This window comes from Isoptericola croceus (genome assembly GCF_029382255.1).
Lineage (GTDB): Bacteria > Actinomycetota > Actinomycetes > Actinomycetales > Cellulomonadaceae > Isoptericola > Isoptericola croceus.
Genome location: NZ_JARLLG010000368.1, coordinates 1 through 265, shown reverse-complemented (window position 1 = coordinate 265; position 265 = coordinate 1). Strand labels below are relative to the sequence as shown.

Genomic DNA, 265 nt, shown 5'->3' with positions numbered 1-265 from the left:
GCAATTAGTGCAAAATCTTGTAATGCTGCAATTCTCAAAGTGAATCAAGCTGGAAGTCTTTTTGATGCTCTTGAATTTGCCAAAGAAGCAAATGAAAACAACATAAAATTAATTACTTCACATAGATCTGGCGAATCGAATGATTCTCATATTTCCCACATAGGCATTGCCACAAAGTCAAAAATGCTCAAAGTTGGAGTGGTGGGAGGCGAAAGATTAGCGAAATTAAATGAACTAATTCGACTTTCAGAGCATGATTTAATAC

The 265-nt window shown here is 35.5% G+C and carries 1 pseudogene; it reads left to right on the top strand.

Annotated features, from left to right (window positions below):
- A pseudogene (locus PZC42_RS21650) lies at window positions 1-265 on the top strand (hypothetical protein); the annotation flags it as partial.